7 protein-coding genes are annotated in these 16,580 nt (G+C 70.5%); 1 reads left to right on the forward strand and 6 read right to left on the reverse strand.

The annotated features are described in order from the left end of the window. Positions 1 to 83 precede the first annotated feature (83 nt). The 5 genes from AS850_RS15580 to AS850_RS15600 are packed head-to-tail and all read right to left on the reverse strand — an operon-like array spanning position 84 to position 6,989. Positions 84 to 1,793: a CBM35 domain-containing protein gene (locus AS850_RS15580; RefSeq protein WP_119869950.1), complete on the reverse strand. Its 1,710-nt coding sequence runs from the start codon at positions 1,791 to 1,793 to the stop codon at positions 84 to 86. A gap of 60 nt (positions 1,794 to 1,853) precedes the next feature. Then, positions 1,854 to 3,818 (reverse strand): glycoside hydrolase family 127 protein, encoded by a 1,965-nt coding sequence (locus tag AS850_RS15585; protein WP_119869951.1) that lies wholly within the window; start codon positions 3,816 to 3,818, stop codon positions 1,854 to 1,856. Positions 3,819 to 3,821: 3 nt separating this feature from the next. Beyond that, the gene (locus tag AS850_RS15590) at positions 3,822 to 4,712 is read right to left on the reverse strand and encodes a carbohydrate ABC transporter permease (protein WP_119869952.1); all 891 of its coding nucleotides are present in this window, start codon (positions 4,710 to 4,712) and stop codon (positions 3,822 to 3,824) included. Further along, positions 4,712 to 5,689 carry a carbohydrate ABC transporter permease gene (locus tag AS850_RS15595; RefSeq protein ID WP_119869953.1) on the reverse strand — a complete coding sequence of 326 codons (978 nt, stop codon included), beginning with the start codon at positions 5,687 to 5,689 and terminating at the stop codon, positions 4,712 to 4,714. Before AS850_RS15595 ends, AS850_RS15590 begins: the two co-directional genes overlap by 1 nt. A gap of 43 nt (positions 5,690 to 5,732) precedes the next feature. Further along, positions 5,733 to 6,989, reverse strand: coding sequence for a sugar ABC transporter substrate-binding protein (locus AS850_RS15600; protein WP_236940766.1), 1,257 nt, complete (start codon positions 6,987 to 6,989; stop codon positions 5,733 to 5,735). Between the two features lie 161 nt (positions 6,990 to 7,150). Here AS850_RS15600 and AS850_RS15605 point away from each other — a divergent pair, with 161 nt between their 5' ends. After that, positions 7,151 to 8,173, forward strand: coding sequence for a LacI family DNA-binding transcriptional regulator (locus tag AS850_RS15605; protein WP_119869954.1), 1,023 nt, complete (start codon positions 7,151 to 7,153; stop codon positions 8,171 to 8,173). On the opposite strand, the gene AS850_RS15610 is transcribed toward AS850_RS15605, so the two are convergent. After that, positions 8,170 to 16,512: a beta strand repeat-containing protein gene (locus AS850_RS15610; RefSeq protein WP_164088489.1), complete on the reverse strand. Its 8,343-nt coding sequence runs from the start codon at positions 16,510 to 16,512 to the stop codon at positions 8,170 to 8,172. The two genes, AS850_RS15605 and AS850_RS15610, sit on opposite strands and share 4 nt — an antisense overlap. Between the last annotated feature and the right edge of the window lie 68 nt (positions 16,513 to 16,580).

Genomic DNA, 16,580 nt, shown 5'->3' on the forward strand with positions numbered 1-16,580 from the left:
TGAGCACCACAGTAACACGGATTTGATCAAATCAAAATAAGTGGCCGGTCGACGCAGAACGCCGACCGGCCGCACGACCTAACTCACTGGTGGGTGAGCGTGATCGAGTCGAGTTCCGCGTAGCCCGAGCCTCCCGCGAACCCGGGTGAGCCCTTCGCGAGACGGATCACGTTGCTACCCGCCTTGAGGCTCACCGTCGTCGACACCGAATTCGAGAACGCCCCCCAGGAGCCGGTGGTGGGGTACGAGAGGGTCGACCAGGCTCCCCCGTTGTAGGCGAGCCCCTGCGTGGCGGTCGCCGAACCTCCGTTGGCGTAGCGCACGGCCACCGTGTAGTTCCCCGCCGTCGGCGCGGTGACGAGGAAGTCCACGAAGCTGTCGGTGCGAGCATCGCCCGTGCCGTCGATCCGTCCGACGTAGCCGCCGTTCGAGGCGGTCGGAGCGGACAGGCGCTGCGCGTTGACGACGGTGGCGTTCTCGGCCTCGTACACCTGCTGCGTGGCGGTCGTCGGGCCGGATGCGGGCGTGACGACGATCTCGTACGCCGCGCGCGAATCCTGGTTGGTGATGGGGACGCTGACCGTGCCGTTGACGATCGGGACCGTCGTCGTCAAGACCGGGGTCGGTTGGCCGGCATTCGTGGTGCGACCGCTGATTCCGGACGCCGTCAGCGTCACCGTGGCCTGGCTGCCGAAGCCCCCGAGACCCTTGACCGTGACCGTGTTGGACCCGTAGACACCTCCTGCGACGACCGTCACGATCTTCCGGGACGAGTCGAGCGAGGCGATGCCGTCGAAGTCGCCCGACGCCGTGACCGGCACCATGTTGCCGGTCATGTCGCCGTACCACTTGTACATCCAGTAGCTCGCCGTGGGCTTGTCGTTGTAGAGAAGGCCGTTCACGGTGCCGGACTCGTACCAGTAGGCCCGTTCGGCGTCGCGGATGCCGTAGCGCTCGAACTGCGAGATGTAGTGGAGCGAGGCGCTCGGCACGTCCACCTGATCCGTCCAGGCGTACTCGTTGATCGACACGGGACGGGGTGAGATTCCGAGCGAGTTCTCGATGGCTCGGAGGTCTGCCATGTGATCGCCGATGCCCGCCCAGCCCTGCGAGAGCTCGTGCCAGCTGATGACGTCGGGGACCGCGTTCTTCGCCTTGGCGTTGGTGAGGAAGGCGAGCATGAGGTCGTGGTTGTACTGGCTGTAGCTCGGACCGACGATCGGCGTCACGGTGTCGAGCGACCGCACCTCGTTGTAGATCTTCACCCAACCGTCGTTGAACGGGCCGGCGTTCGTGGTGTCCCACGTGCCGTCCGGCTCGTTCCAGAGCTCCCAGCCGTTGATGTTGGTCGTCGAGGTAGCCGCGAGCCGCGCCTTGACCATGGTGTCGACCTTGGTCAGGTAGTCGTTCCAGCTCACCCACTTGTAGGGGAAGTCCGGGTAGATGTCGGGCATCCGGATGGTCTCCTGCGCACCCGAGGCGATGGCGACCGGAGCCACCTTCAAGGCGTCGCCCGTGGGAGTCGTCGCGCCGTTGCCCAGCTGCTGGACGCCGGGGGCCGGCTGCGTGAGCTGGTTCAGATGGAGCGGGGGGAGCTGCGTGGGATCGGGGGTCGTCGTGGTCGCCAGCGCGTACAGGCCCCCGGATGCGACATGGGTGACCGGTCGGAGGACGCTGCCGGCGTCGACCACGAGGGTCGTACCGTCGGCGGCGGCCGGAAGACCGGGGACGAGGAGGGCCGCGGAGACGACCGCGACCGTTCCCAGCCCGAGAGTGATGTTCCTGCGTTTCATGAGCGCTCCTTTGCGTTCGATCGGTCGGCCGCGGGGTGGTTCTCCCCGGGCCTCTAGTCCCTAGGGAGTCGGCTGCTCGCCGACGCTCCGGGGCGTAGGGGGTGCGGGGAGCCAGACCCGCATCGTGGACGGACCGTGGTTGGCCCACGTCGAGTAGGGGACGAGCTGCAGGGTCCCGAGATCCTGCAGGGTGGCGGGTGTCTTGCCGTACGGCCAGGGGGCGGAGTCGACGGCGGCCCTGCGCCCGGTGACCGCGGCTCCTCGGTCCGTCGTCCAGAGCGTCGCCGAGGTGTCAACCACGACGTCGTTGACGGACGGTCCGTCGGCGGCTTGCTCGAGGCAGAGGACGAGCGGGCCGCGCTCGACGGCCACGGTGCCCCGGACGGCGTCGATCCGCGGATCCGGCGTGACCCAGCGGGCGTCCATCGGCAGGTCGAGGGTGATGACGTCGCCGGGGTGGAAGACCCGGGTGATCTCGACCGTCCGCCCCGTGACCCGGCTCACGCCCTCGGACCCCACCTGCACGTCGGCGTGACCCGCCCAGGCGGGGATGCGCAGGGTGAGCGTGACCGGTCGACGCGTCTCGGCGCGGGAGGTCACCACGACGGAGCCGCGATAGGGGTAGCCGCTCGTGACCGAGAAGACGACGGGCGCGCCCGAGTCGAGCGTCGTGTCGACGTCGAACTCGCCGTACTGGTGGATCTGCACGCCGTCGGCGGTCTTCGTCGCGAAGTAGAGCTCGACGCTGGCCAGCGTCCTGGCGACGTTCGTGGGGCAGCAGGACACCTCGAACCACGGCGCCCGGAGGCTGGAGAGGGCCCGGACGCTGAGGTCGTCCTCGGCGGGGACCGTACCGGGATTCCGCTGGTGGAGCGTGTTGGTGTAGAAGAACGCCGCACCGTCCTCCCTCGGGGAGGCCATGACGTTGTTCAGCAGGGTGCGTTCGAGGAGGTCGGCGTAGGCCGGGTCGCCGCTCTGCAGCAGGAGCCGCCACGACAGCATGTTCGACCCGATGCCCGCGCACGTCTCGGAGTAGGCGCGGTCCGGCGGGAGCTCGAAGTCGACGCCGTAGGCCTCGTCCTGGTGGTGCGAGCCCATCCCGCCCGTGAGGTAGGTGCGTGTCGCGACCGTGTGGCGCCACTGCTCCTCCACGGCGGCGGCGAGCGTCTCGTCACCCGTCTCCACGGCCACGTCGAGAGCGCCCGCGGCGAGGTACAGCGCGCGGACGGCGTGACCCCGCAGGGTCGCCGCCTCCCGCACCGGGAGGTCGTCCTGGAAGTACTCCTGGCCGTACTCGATCGGCCTCAGGAGCCCGTGCCCGCGTCGCTCGACGAAGAGCCGAGCCAACTCGATGTAGCGTCGGTCCCCCGTCGCGCGCCCGAGCTCGGCGAGCGCCGGTTCGATCTCCGGATGACCGCACACGGCTTCGCGGCCGTCGGGACCGAACGTCTCGTACACGTGGTCGGCGAGCCGGACGGCCACATCGACCAGGAGCCCTGATCCGGCCGTGCGGATCCGGGCGACGGCCGCCTGAATCAGGTGACCGAAGCAGTAGAGCTCGTGGCCCCACTCGAGGTCGGAGTACCGGGCGCGCTGCCAGGGTCGCCCGAAGCTCGTGTGCAGGTAGCCGTCGGGCTCCTGCGCGGCGGCGACCCGGGCGACCAGTCGCTCGTAGCGGTCCGCGAGCTCCGCGTCGTCGGAACGCCCCAGCTCCCAGGCCATGCCCTCGAGGAGCTTGTAGACCTCGGAGTCGACGAATTCGATGCCCGCGTGTTCCCAGCCGGGCTCCGAGGAGGCCGCCCGGTCGAAGTTGCCGATCCAGCCGATGCGCTCCATCCACGACTCGCAGTGACCCAGGACGACCTCGGCGTTCGTGCGCTGCCAGCGCCTCCAGTAGCCCCCGGTGAGACGGATCTCGGCAGAGGTCAGGGGGTGGAGGAGCGACGAGGTCGGCATGACGGGACCGCCGCGGAGACGGGTCGCAGGAGTTTCGGCCAGGGTCGGGTCGGCGAGGGTGTCGGTCATGGGTCAGTCCTTCACGGCGCCGGCCGTGACACCGGCGGCGACGTAGCGCTGGGCGACGACCAGGAGGATCGTCGCAGGGATGGAGGCGACGACAGCGGTCGCCATGATGGAGTTCCAGTCCTGGTTGTTGTTGCCGATGTAGCGGTAGATGCCGAGCGTGATCGTCTGGGCGGTGCCGCCGGAGTTGAGGGTCGACGAGAAGACGAAGTCCGACCAGGCCCAGAGGAAGGCGAAGAGGCTCACGGTCACGATCGAGTTGCGGCTGACGGGGAGGACGACCGACACGAAGGTCCGCCAGGTCCCGGCGCCGTCGAGCTTCGCGGCCGACATGAGCTCCTCCGGGATGCCGCTCATGAAGGCGGTGAAGATCAGGACCCCGAACGGGACGGCGAGCGTCGAGTCGGCGATGACGAGACCGAAGGGCTGGTTCAGGATGCCCAGGTTGAGGTAGATCGCGTAGAAGCCCATGGCCACGATCACCTGCGGGATCATCTGCGCCACGAGGAGCACGAACGACAGGGCGCTGCCTCCCCGCGGGCGGAGCTTGGCGAGCGAGTAGGCCGCGGGGGCCGCGACCGCCACGGTCAGGACGACGGTGCCGAGCCCGATCACGAGGCTCGTCCCCAGGTAGGGCAGCTGCTGCTGGACGACGGCGACGTAACCGTCGAACGTCGGCGCGAAGGGGAACCACGACGGCGGATCGCTCCGCATCTGCGACGGCGGCGTCAGCGAGACGTTGATCATCCAGTAGATCGGGAAGAGCATGATCGCGGTGAAGAGGACGCCGAGCGCCGTCTTGTGCCACGTGGGTCGGCCGCGTCGACGGCTGCCGGCGGGACGGGCGGCCGCCGGGCGGGCGCCGGCCGGGTGGAGACGAGTGGTCGCGGTGGACATCACTGTTCCTGCTTTCTCTGCACGCGCAGGTAGACGAAGCCGAAGACGAGGGCGAGCACGATGAGGAGGTTGCCGACGGCCGCGGCCGGACTGAAGCTGGGGAGCGTCGACCCGAATCCGAGCTGGTACGACCAGATAGCGAAGGTGGTGGACGCGTCGCCCGGACCGCCCTTGGTCATGATCCAGATGATGTCGAAAACCTTCAGCGTGTAGACGAGGCCGAGGAGGATCGTGATCGCCGACACGGGGCGCAGGAGCGGGAACGTGATCCGCCAGAACTTCTGCCAGGCGTTCGCTCCGTCGAGGGAGGCCGCCTCGTAGATGTCGCTCGAGATGTTCTGCAGCCCGCTATAGAGGATGACGAGGTTGAACGGGATCCCGATCCAGATGTTGGCGATGATGACCGCCGTCAGGGCCCACTGGGGCGACGTGAGCCAGTTGATCTGCGATCCGCCGAAGCTCTTCACGACGGAGTTGATGATCCCGGAGTCGCTGTTCATCATCCACGACCAGGTCGAAGCACTGACGATGAGCGGCAGGAGCCACGGCACGAGGAACAGTGCGCGGAGCGTGGACGACAGCCGGAAGTTCTGGAAGAAGAACACCGCCAGCGCCATGCCGATGGAGAACTGGAACAGGATCGAGACACCCGTGAAGAGCAGGGTGTTGGTCAGTGCCGGACCGAAGGTCGGGCTCTGGAAGATCGCGACGAAGTTCTCGAACCCCACGAACGGCGCCGTGCCGTCGATGAACGAGCGCACCGTGTAGTCGCGGACCGAGAGGTCGACGTTCCGGTAGAGCGGGTAGGCGTAGAAGATCGCCAGGTAGAGGACGACGGGGGCGATGAAGGCCCAGGCCGTCCACTGATCGGCCCGGAATCTCTTCTTCAGAGTGGGGCGGGGCGGTCGGTCGGCGGAGGGGGCCGGCCTCCCGTCCGGCGCGGCGGCCTCGGAGCGTTCGATGATGGTGCTGCTCATGTCTCGTCTTCCTCTTCGGCCGCCGTGCCGGCGGTCATCGGTGCTACTTGGTGGCGGCGGCCGCGGCCGTCTGCGCCTGCTTGAGGGCGTCCTCCGGCGATGCGGAACCGCTCAGGCTGTTCTGGACGGCCTTCCAGAGCTGCTCCGAGATCTTCGGGTACTTGGTGCCGAGGTTGTCACTCGTGCGACCCTTGGCGTCGGAGACGGCAGTCACCCACGGCTTGAGGTCGGCGTTCTGCGCGACCTGCTCCGTCTGGGCGGCCACGGTCGGAGCGACGTAGGAGAGGGTGTTGTCGGTCGACACGAAGTTCTTCGTGCTCGTGAGGCACGACTGGATCTTCTCGGAGATCTGGTAGCGGGCCGAGTCCTTCTGGACGGGGATCGTCAGGAACTCACCGCCGGTGGGAGCGGGAGCCGCGCCACCGTCCTTCGCCGGGATCGAGATGATGCCGTAGTCGATGCCGGACGCCTTGACTCCTGCGAGCTGCCACGTGCCGTTCTCGCTGAAGGCGAAGTTGCCGGTCAGGAACTCCTGCCACGACGTGGTCTGGGTGTTGTTGATGACCGAGTTGGGCGCGTAGCCCTTCTTGACCCAGTCGGTCCAGAGCGAGAGGGCCGAGACCGCGTCCGACGAGTCGAGCTTGGTCAGGTTCGCGCCGGAGCCCCAGTAGAAGGGCAGGAACTGGAAGCTTCCCTCCTCCGTCCCGATGCCGGAGAAGGTGATGCCCTTCTTGCCGGTCGCGGTGACCTTGGAGAGAGCGTCGGTGAGCGAGGACCAGTCGGTGATCTTCGTCGCGTCCACGCCGGCCGCCGTCAGGATCTTCTTGTTGTAGTAGAGGGCGAGGGTGTTGGCGCCGATGGGGACCCCGTACGTCTTCCCGTCGATCTGGCCGGCCGCGAGGATGTTCTTCTCGATGTCGGTCGTGCTGGTCTTCGTCTCCGACGTGTCGGTCAGGATCCCGGCGTCGGCGAGGGTGGAGACGACGGGGTTGTCGACGAGCAGCAGATCCGGGGAGTTGCTCTGCTGGCCGGCGAGGAGCGCCTTGCTCGTGAGGTCGGAGGTGTCGTAGCCCGTGCGCTTGACGGTCACGCCCGCTTCGGTGCCGCACTTCTCGACGAGCTTCGTCCACGGCGAGGAGCCGTCGAACTGGGGGTACGGGTCCCAGAAGGTGTACGTGCCCTTGGGCGCGGCACCGTTCGAGGAGGGGGACGACGAGGCACAGCCGGTGAGGGCTGCGGAGGCGGCGACGAGGCCGAGGAGCGCCACCAGGGAGCGCTTGCGGCGGAAGGACGAGATCACAGTGAATTCCTCTCTGAATGCAGCGTGTCTGCACGATGCAGGTGGGAGAGGCCCGCTGTGTGGGTGATCTCTCCGCTGAAATCGAAACCGAAACTGGTTTCGGAGAGAACTTAGATTCGCTGGCGATTGCTTGTCAAGCGCAACTGAACTAATTTCGGAATATGGCACCAGACAGGATCGGCCGCATCGAGGAGGGCCGCGCGACGCTCTCCGACGTCGCCCGGGCGGCGGGAGTGTCGGTCGCCACCGCCTCCAAGGCCCTGAACAAGCGGATTCACGTCAAAGAAGAGACCCGGAAGCGCGTCGAAGCGGCCGCTCTGTCGCTCGATTTCACCCCGAACTTCTTCGCGAAGGCCCTGAACTCGGCGCGGACCAATACCATCGGGATGGTCACGAGCGACCTCGACAACCGATTCGTCCTCCCGATCCTGCTCGGCGCCGAAGACGCTTTCGGAGCGGGATCGCTCTCCGTCCTCCTGGCCGACGCTCGCGACGACGCGATGCGCGAGCGCCTCCACATCGAGACGCTGCTCACCCGGAAGATCGACGGTCTGCTCGTGGTCGGCCGGACGACCAACCCGCGACCTCCCGTCTCCATCGCCGCCGACGTGCCCGTCGTCTACGTCTACGCCCCCTCTACCGACACGGCCGACGCCTCCTTCACGCCCGACAACGTGCTGGCCGGGCGCCTGGCCGCCCGCCGGCTCCTCGAGGCGGGGCGGCGCTCCATCGCCCTGGTCAACGGCGAGTCCTCCTACGCCGCAGCCCAGGACCGCGCGCGCGGCGTGACGCAGGAGCTCCGTGAGTGGGGCATCGCGCTCACGGGCGGCGAGAGTCTCTTCGGGCAGTGGGGCGAGCGGTGGGGACGCGACTGCGCCCGGCTCGTCGCCTCCGCGCATCCGGATCTCGACGCCATCGTGGCCGGCAGCGACCACATCGCCCGCGGTGTGCTCGACAGCCTCGAGCGGCTGGGTCGCCGCGTGCCCGACGACATCGCCGTCGTCGGCTTCGACAACTGGGACATCCTCGCGGCCGAGTCGGAGCCGCCCCTCACCAGCATCGACATGAACCTCGAGCACCTCGGACGCGCGGCCGCGCAGGCGCTCGTCGAGGCGATCGACGGGCGCCCGCGCACCGGGCTGCACCAGGAGGTCGTGCGCCTCGTCGTGCGGGAATCCGCCTAGGCGCGCACCCGCACCCTCCGCCGCCGCAGCACCAGCAGCAGCCCCGCCATCATGGCGAGGAGCGCCGCGCCGAGACCGGTCCAGACCCCGTTCGCGCCGGTGAAGGCGAGCCCGGGAGCGGGAGTCGGGGCAGGAGCCACGGGGGCCGTGTTCGACGACACCAGGTTCGGGTCCGTGCCCGTGGTGGGCGTCCCCGGGCCGGGCGGCACCTGGGCGGTGGCGCTCGTGACCGTGGCGGTGTTGACGATCGAGTCCGGCGCGTCGCCGGCCACGAGCGTCGTCAGACGGATCGTGCGCGTCTGCCCGACCGCGATCGCGCCGTCGAACGAGCAGCTGACGGTCGCGCCGGTGACGGCGCAGCGGACTCCCGCGCCGCTCGACGACACGTACGACAGGCCGCGGGGCAGCCGGTCGACGACGGTCACGGCACCCGGGTCGGGCGTCGGACCGCGGTTGGTGACGGCGAGCAGGTAGTCGAGCGTCTTGCCGCGCACCGCGTCCCCGACGTGCGTCTTCCGCAGCACGAGCTGGCTGAGCGCCGGGACGCTCACCCGGTCGCTCGCCGCGTTGTTCGCCGGGTCGGAGTCGACCGTCGTGGACGACACGTCGGCGGTGTTGACGACCGCCGGGTAGGCACCGGCCGTGACGGTGGCGTTGACCACGAGGGTCGGAGCGACGGCGTTCGCGGGCAGCGTCCGGCCGAGCACGCAGGTGACCGGCGTGCCCGTCGAGCCCGCGGCTCCTGCGGTGCAGTCCCAGGCGGGGTCGCTGCCGGCGGCGTCGACCCAGGTCAGGCCGGTCGGCAGGACGTCGACGACCTTCACGCCCTCGGCGTCGGACGGACCGCCGTTGGCGACGCCCAGGCGGAACGGCACGGTCGTGCCGATCGTCGTCGGCCCGCTGTGCGTCTTCGTGATCGAGAGGTCGGCGACCGCCCCGATCACGATCGTCGAGGTCCCGGTCCCGTTCGTGCCGATGTCGGTGGTCCGCGACGACACGGCGGCCGTGTTCGTCTCCGACGAGTTCGTCAGGCCCGGGTCGATGTGCGCCGTGAGCAGGAGCCGCGGCGCGGTCGCCCCGGCCGCCAGACCCGATCCGTCGGCCGTCTCGCAGGTGACGGTCTGCGCGTCGAGGGCATCGACGACGCAGGTCCAGTCGGCGTTCGACGCGACGAAGGAGAGGCCGGCGGGCAGCGTGTCGACGACCCTCAGCGGACCGACGGCGTCGGACGGCCCGTCGTTCGTCACGGCGATCGCATAGCGCTGGTCGGTGCCCGCGTCCGCGGTCGTGACCGGGTCGCCGTTCGCGTCGACGGCGGTCTTGGTGAGCGCGAGGGACGCGTTCGCCCGCACGGTCACGTCGGCGGTGCTCGTGTCGGTGTAGCTGCCCTGCGTGTCCGTCCAGGCGACGCGCGCCGAGTTCGTCAGGACCTCCGGCTCGGCGTCCGTGCCCTGCAGGACGGACGCCGCGACGTGCGCGGTGAGAGTCAGCGTGCTGGTCCCCGGCGGGAGGAGAGCGCGCGAGCAGGTGCCCGTGGCGTCGTCGCAGGTCCACCCGGCGCCCGTGACGGAGACGATGGTCATGCCGGCCGGCACGAGATCGGTCAGGAGCACCGACCGCGCGGCCGAGGGGCCGTCGTTGGTGACCGCCAGCGCGTAGGTGGCGTCCTGCCCGGCGACCACCGTGGCTCCGGACGTCACCGTCTTCACGAGGTGCAGGGTGGCGCTCGACGTGATGACCGTGGGGTCGGATGCCGTTCCCGGCGTGCCGATCGACCCGGCCGGCGGGGTCGCCGTGGCCGTGTTCGTCACCGTCTGCGGGTCGAGCGAGGCGTCCGTGGTCGCGGTCACCGTGATGGGCGCGAAGTCGACGTCCACGCCGGCGGTCGCCGCCGTGTCGCAGGTGACGACCTGGCCGGCGTCGGAGCAGGTCCAGCCCGTCCCGGTCGCCGACGCGAACGTCAGGCCGTCGGGGAGGGTGTCGACGACGTGAGCGCCGTTCGCGGCGACCGAGGGGCCGGCGTTCGTGGCGACGAGCGTGTACGAGACGCTCTCACCGGCGCGGATCGCCCCGGAGGGGTGCGTCTTCGTCAGCTCGAGGTTCGTCGTGGGCGTGGAGCCGTTCGTCCAGCTCCCCGTCGTCGACGGGGCGTTGTCGGCGGATCCGGTGGCCGTGTTCGTGACGGTGCCGGTGAGGTCGGCGGGCACGCGCGCGGTGATCGAGACGGTCGCCGTGCTGCCGCCGTCCGCCGCGGAGAGCGTCCCGGCGAGGTCGCAGCCGACGGTCGAGGGCGGGCTCGACGTCTCCGAGCACGTCCAGGTCCCGACCGAGCTGGACGACGACAGGTAGGTGAGGCCGTTCGGGAGCGGGTCGCTGATCGACACGTTCCGCGCATCCGCGTCGCCGGTGTTCGTGACGCTCACCGTGAACGTCGCGGTGGAGCCGGGCACGATGTCCGGCGAGGCGAGGGTCTTCACGACCCGGAGGGTGGTGTCCGTCGCGGTGGCGGTGCTGGCCGTCGCCGTGTCGTTGCCGGGGTTCGGATCGGTCGTCGTCCCGGTCACGGTCGCCGTGTTCGAGAGGGTTCCGGTGAAGGAGCTCGCGAGCGTCCCGGTGAGGGTGATCGGCGTCGCGGGCGTGTTCGCCGCGAGATCGCTCGGGAGCGTGCACGTGACGACCCCCGCCGCGACGTCGCAGGTCCAGTCGGAGCCGCCGGTCGCGGTGACGCCGGTCACGCCGGCGGGCACCGTGTCCTTCACGACGATGTCGGCGCGCGACGTCGACGGGCCGAGGTTCCGCACCGCCAGCTGCCACGTGACGGTCCGCCCGGCGTGGACGGCGCCCACCGACTTGGCGATCGCGAGGTCGGCTCGCTGCGCCGTCGTCACCGTGCTCGTCGCGCTGTCGTTCGAGGGGTCCGGGTCGAAGGTCGCGCCCCGGACGGTCGCGGTGTTCGTGAGGGACTCGACGGCCGCGTCGGAGGCGACCGCGACGCTCACCGAGATCGCCGGGAACGAGCGGCCCGAGGCGAGGGTGTCGGAGGACGCGGTCCGCGAGCACGTGAACGAGCCGTCCGACGCGGGAGTGCCGCAGCTCCAGCCGGATCCGGTCGCCCCCGTGATCGTCACGCCGGCGGGCAGCGTCGCCGGGGTGTCGGTGACCGTGAAGGGGCCGACCGCGGTGTCGGGGCCGCGGTTGGTGACGGTGATCGACCAGCCGGACACCGTGGATCCTGCGATCAGCGCCTCATCGGGCGCCTTGGCGACGGCGAGGTCGGCCGAGGCGATCGTCGTCGACGCGGTCGCCGCGGGGCCGCCGTAGGAGCCGTCGGCGTTGCCGCTCGCCCCCGTGCGATCGGTCGCGGCGGGCGTCACCCTGTTGACCTGCGGCGTGTCCACGCCCGGGTTCGTGGTCGCGCCCGCGCCGGGTGTCGCCTGGTAGCGCAGCGTCCCGAAGGCGTTCGTGGCGAGCGGTCCGAGGTCCGACCAGACGAGCGTCTGAACGGCGCCCGAGACGGTGACCGCAGGATCCGGGACCGCGGCGAGCGCGGCGCCGTTCGTCGAGTACCGGGCCGATCCCGCGACGTAGGTCCAGTTCGCCGGCAGCACGTCCGTGGCCGACACCGTCGCGGCCGGGGCGCCGCCGTTCGTCAGCGTGACCCCCCAGGCGAAGGGCTGGTCGACGTAGGCGAGAGCGCCGCCCACGGCCTGCTTCGCGGCGGTGACGCGCGGGAAGGCGGGCGTGACCACGGCGGTCGCGGGCTGCGAGGGCCCGTAGGCGACTCCTGCGCCCTCGACCGACCTGTAGGACTGCACGGTCGCCGTGTTCGTCAGCCCGGCGGTGTGGAGATTCGCCGACCCGGTCAGGGTTGCGCGGTAGGTGTAGGTCTTCGAGGCTCCCTTGGCGATGGTGACGCCAGACCACGTGATCGTGCCGCCGCCGTTCGCACCGGCGCCGCTGAGCGTTGCGTTCGACGCGAGGGAGGCGGTGTCGACGACGACCCCGTCGGGGACCTGGTCGGTCACGACGGTGTCGAAGGCGCCGCTGGTGTTCGCGGTGTTGTCGTTCGTCGCGGTCACCGTGTACGTGAAGGTGTCTCCGGGCTGCGGGGTGCCGGTGCTGACGCCCTTGACGATCGTGACCGCGGGCGTCGTCACCGTGCTCGTGACCGTCGCCGACGTGGCGTTCTGGTCGGAGGGCGAGGTGACGGACGTCGGGTCGCCCTTGTCGGTCGCGTTCCAGGTCAGCGTCGAGCCGTTCGTGACCTGCGTGCCGCGGGCGATCCCCACGGTGGTGGACAGCTTCGCGGTGAACGACACCGCGAGGGTGTGACCGCCCGGGGCCGCGGCGACCGTGCCGAACGACCAGCCGACGGTGGTGCGTCCGCCCGCGGTCGCCGGCGTGAGCGCCACGCAGGTCACGGGCGAACCGTCGACCGTGCACGTCGGCGTCCCGGTGACGGTGAGACCGGCCGGGAGCCTGTCGGTGAGCGCGACGTTGTAGAGGTTGACGTTCGCAGGCACGGTGGCGGTCAGACCGTAGACGAGCGAGTCGCCGGCGGCCACGGTCGGTGCGCTGACAGACTTCGCGATCGTGGGCGCGGTCACGCTGACGGTCGCCGTGGCGAGGGCCCCGACGACGCTCTCGTTCGCCGTGCTGATGCCGCCGTCGGCGAGGGTCGAGGTCACGACGTTCGCGGTGTTCGTGTACGACTGCTTGCCGGCCGCGTTCGGGTCGACGGTCGCGGTGATCGTGAGCGCCGAGGACGCCCCGGCCGGGAGGTCGCCGATCGAGAAACCGGTCAGGGTGGTTCCCGTCGGGCAGCCCTGGCTCGTCGCCGTCTGCGTCGTGCCGGTTCCCGCGGTGGGCGTGATGGACGTGACACCCGGGGGCAGGGTGCCGTACGCCGTGAAGGTCAGGCCGGCGGGCAGGCAGTCGACGAGCTGGGTGTCGTGTCCCGTGGGGCTGCCGGCGGCGTTGCCCGGACGGAGGGTGAAGACGACGTCCTGCCCGGCTCCGACGTTGGTGGCCGGGTTCGCGGTCTTCACGAGCGTCGGCGCAGGAGCCACGACCGTGACGCTCTTCGTCGCCGTCCTCGGCGGCACGGCCGCCGCTCCGGTGTCCCCCGACACCGTGCTGGTGAACGTGGCGGTGTTGACCTTCGCGCCGAGGGCCGCGCCGGGGGCGACGCGGAGACCCGTGACCGTGACGAAGAAGACCTTCGCGCTCCCGGCTCCCGCCGTGAAGTTGTCGTAGCTCGCGGGGAAGGTGAGGGTGCCGGTGGCGCTCAGGGTGAACGAGGCGCCGCCGAAGGAGAACGTGCCGGGACCCTGCGTCGTGCCGTCGGGCAGGGTGGCGACGTAGGCGGTCGCGGCCGTCGTCTCGATGCCGGTCGGCAGCGCATCCGCGAGCACGCCCCGGTAGACGGAGCTCTGCGCCGGGACCGTGACGCCGTAGGTGTAGGAGACGTTCTCCCCGCCGACGGCCTGGTTCGCGGCGTCGTTGCCCGTCTCGGCGATCGAGGTGACTCCGGTCTTCGTGACGGCCGCGTCGGGCACGGTGAGCGTCGCGGAGTCGTTCGCTTGCGGTGCGTTGGCGTCGGCGCTGTGCGTCCGGTCGAGCGAGGAGGCGGTGTAGAACTGCGTCGTCCCGCCGTTCGGCGTCCCGTCGCTGTTCTGAGCGGTGAACGACGTCACCGAGGCGTCGTTGGTGAGGGCCGTCGACACGCTCACGCCCTGCGGGACCGTGACCGAGTACGTGACAGCGCTCGAGCCGGTCGCTCGGACGGTGGGGATCGTCCACACGATCACGGACGCGCTGCCGTGGGCCGGGTCGATCCCGGCGGGGGGCGTGTCGGAGCAGACGCCCGAGTCGGACACGGCGGAGACGTCCGAGCAGGTGATACCGGGCGGGAGCGCGTCCCAGACGGTGACGGCGTTCACGTCGCGGGCGTTCCCCGCGGCCGCGGTCCCGAGGTTCGAGACGCTCAGCGAGAATCCGACGACGGAGCCCTCGCGGGCGGTCGCGGCTTTCACCGGCTGGGCGACGGGGTCGGTGCTGTCCGAGACGATGGTCTTGGCCAGACCGACCTGCGGGGCGGGGGCGACGCGGAAGCCGGCGCTGTCCCGGAGCGCCAGCGCGGCTCCCGCCGTGTTCGCCTGACGGTACTTCATCAGGTTGTCGACGAGATCAGGAGCCGCGGCCTGGGTCTTGGCGGTGGTCACGGTCGCGCTCAGGTAGAGGACGGCGACGGCGCCCTTGGCGACGAAGAGACCCCGCTGCCCCGGCTGCGTCGTCCCGAGGTCCCAGACGGGCGCGCCGGCCGTCGACCGGACGGTGTCGACGGCGACCTGGTCGGCGGGGAGCGTGTTCGCCCCGCCGAGGGCGTAGTCCTGGCCCGCGACGGGCGTCGTCGGAAGCGACAGGTTCGCCGGGAGGAGGTCGGTGATGCGGGCGTTCCGCGTGATGGTGTCGGCGGAGAAGTTCACCGTCAGCTCGAAGCAGACGCGGTCGCCCAGCTGGAAGATCGGGCCGGTCGCCGTCGTCGACGCCGTGTACGAGCCCGCTTGCGCTGCGCAGTCCGTGGCCGTCGCGACGTTCTGGCGGGCGAGGATCTTCTTGCTGATCGAGGGGGCCACGGTCGACTTCGACGCGCGGGAGTCGTCCGTCACGTCGACCGTGGCCGGCGTCTGGCCGGTCGCGGGCACCGCGGTCGAGCGGCCGGCGATGGAGACTCTGTTCGTGAAGGAGTCCCCGACCGCCGTGGGCTGCCCGGCGCGCGGCGTCCCCGAGTAGGCCGTGCGCATCAGCACGTTGTAGCCGATGTGCACGGCGGTGTCCGGCGCGTGCGGCTGGTCCGTCGGCACCAGCGTCAGCGTGAACTCGCCGGTGGACGCGTCGTAGGCGAGGTTCGTCGCCGCAGCGTTCGTGATCGTCGCCTGCGAGCCCGTCCAGACGGACGGGGCGCAGTCGGCCGGGATCGGATCGCCCGACGTCGGAGTCCCCGCGGGGACGGCCGGGCAGAGTCCGTCGTCGAGGACGTCGGTGATCGTCATCCCGTCGTCGGAGACGTACTCGCTCGACCGCACGAGGAGGTCGTACGGACTGAGCTGACCGGCCGAGAACGTCGGATCGGTCGACTTCACGATCGACAGGTCGGAGGCCTTGACGGTGACGGAGTCGGTCGCGGAGACGGCCGTCGAGGCTCCGGACGCCACGGCTCCGGTGTACGTGCCGGTGGCGACGACGGCGTTGGTGAAGGCCTGGGCGTCGCCCGTCTGGCGTGTGAGCGGTCCGGAGTTGTTGTCGAGGTTCGCCGTCTGGTCGCCGGAGGTGGCGGTCGGGCGGGGGCCGGTCCAGGTGTCGGTGTTGGCCCGGAGCGGGACCGCCGCGTAGTAGGAGACGGTGACGGGCGCCGCCGCCGTCAGCTGGCCGATCGACCAGGTGACCTTCGTGTAGACCCCGGCCGGGCGACCGACGGGGTTCGTGACCGTGTCGACCGACACGGGAGCGGGGCAGTCGGACGACGCCAGCGCGGTCGGAACGGTCTGGTCGAGGCGGTTCGCGCCGGGGTACTCGACGACGCCTGTGGTCGTGTGGTCGACGGCGCCGCAGCCGAGGAACTCCAGGCCCGCCGGCAGATAGTCGACCACCGTGACGGCGTTCGTCGGGTTCGACGCCGTGTTCCGCACGGTGAACGAGTACTTCGTCGGCTGGTCGTGCACGCCGCGCATCAGTTCGTGCTCGGGGCTCGGCTCCGTCTTCGTCACGGCGAGCGCCGACACCGTCGTGGTGCTGCTCGAGGCGGTCGCACTATCGGTGAACGACCCGGGCACGACCGTGTTCGAGGCGTCGAACTTCGGCAGCATCCGGGCGTCGGAGTTCGCGTACGCGGCGGCCTGGCCCGTCACGGTCGAGCCGACGGGGAACACGGCCGGATCCGGCTGCACCGAGAACGAGATCGATTCGGTGTCGTCGGAGGAGAGGTCGGAGACGTTCGACCAGACGAGCACCTGGTGCGTGACCGCCGGGGGGCCCGCCTGGTCGGTGATCGTGACGATGGTCGGCTCGCCCGTTGAGGCGCCCGCGGAGCCGGCGACGTAGGCCACGCCGGTGGGGAGTTCGTAGCGGTACGAGAGGTTGTACTCGTCGGTGGTCGACGGGTTGGACGCCGACAGGGTGACCGACACCGGGGCTCCGGCCAGGATGCTCGGGGACGCCGTCGCCGTGAGCGTCATCGTCGTCGCGGCGGACGCGGCCGTGAGCGGCACGGCGACGAGCCCCGCGGCGAGGAGGAGGATGGACAGACCTCCGGCGAGGAACCGGGTGATGCCCTTCACAGGAGACCGCTGACAGCGCGGCGTGCGGAGGTCGCAGCGGAGGACGCGGCGCGCACCCCGGCATAGGG

Source organism: Frondihabitans sp. 762G35 (assembly GCF_002074055.1).
Lineage (GTDB): Bacteria > Actinomycetota > Actinomycetes > Actinomycetales > Microbacteriaceae > Frondihabitans.